This is a genomic window from Anaerotignum faecicola (assembly GCA_024460105.1).
Lineage (GTDB): Bacteria > Bacillota > Clostridia > Lachnospirales > Anaerotignaceae > JANFXS01.
Genome location: JANFXS010000038.1, coordinates 1 through 680, shown reverse-complemented (window position 1 = coordinate 680; position 680 = coordinate 1). Strand labels below are relative to the sequence as shown.

General features: G+C 51.2%; 1 protein-coding gene. It reads right to left on the bottom strand.

Annotated features, from left to right (window positions below):
* Positions 1–680 (bottom strand): hypothetical protein (locus tag NE664_12600; GenBank protein ID MCQ4727476.1); only part of this gene is annotated, 680 nt, incomplete at both ends.

The window sequence follows — 680 nt, the reverse complement described above, 5'->3', positions numbered from 1 at the left end:
CGCTGTTCACCGTGATGGTCACATTTCTCGGCCTGATCACTACCGCCGCACTTACGGCTTCAGTTTCCTTGTAATTCGGATTCGTCGCCTTTACGTATACGGTATGCGTTCCTGCTTCCGTAAAGGTCGGGGCCGTCTCACTGTATTCTGTTCCGTTGGTTGAATACAGCAGCTTCGATCCTTCCTTCTCCGCAGACGCACTTATCAGCCCATATGCGTTTCCGTCATACGTTACTTCCCGGCCTTCCGCACTTACACGGTTTCCTTCCGCCTCTGTAATCGTCAGCGTACCTGGTACGATGCCCACCCTATAGTTCGGGTTTTTTGTATACTCTGCCGTCAGGCCGATCTCGTCTCCAACATTGTTCTTATTCTCGTCTCCGGCTGCCCTTACATAGCTTACCTTTCCAAGGTCGCCTTCCTTTACCACTGCTCCGCTGCTTACCAGGTCATCATAGTTTCCTGTAAACTCCGGATCCTTAGTTCCATACGTCTTTGACGCGCTGTTCACCGTGATGGTCACATTTCTCGGCCTGATCACTACCGCCGCACTTACGGCTTCAGTTTCCTTGTAATTCGGATTCGTCGCCTTTACGTATACGGTATGCGTTCCTGCTTCCGTAAAAGTCGGGGCCGTCTCACTGTATTCTGTTCCGTTGGTTGAATACAGCAGCTTCGAT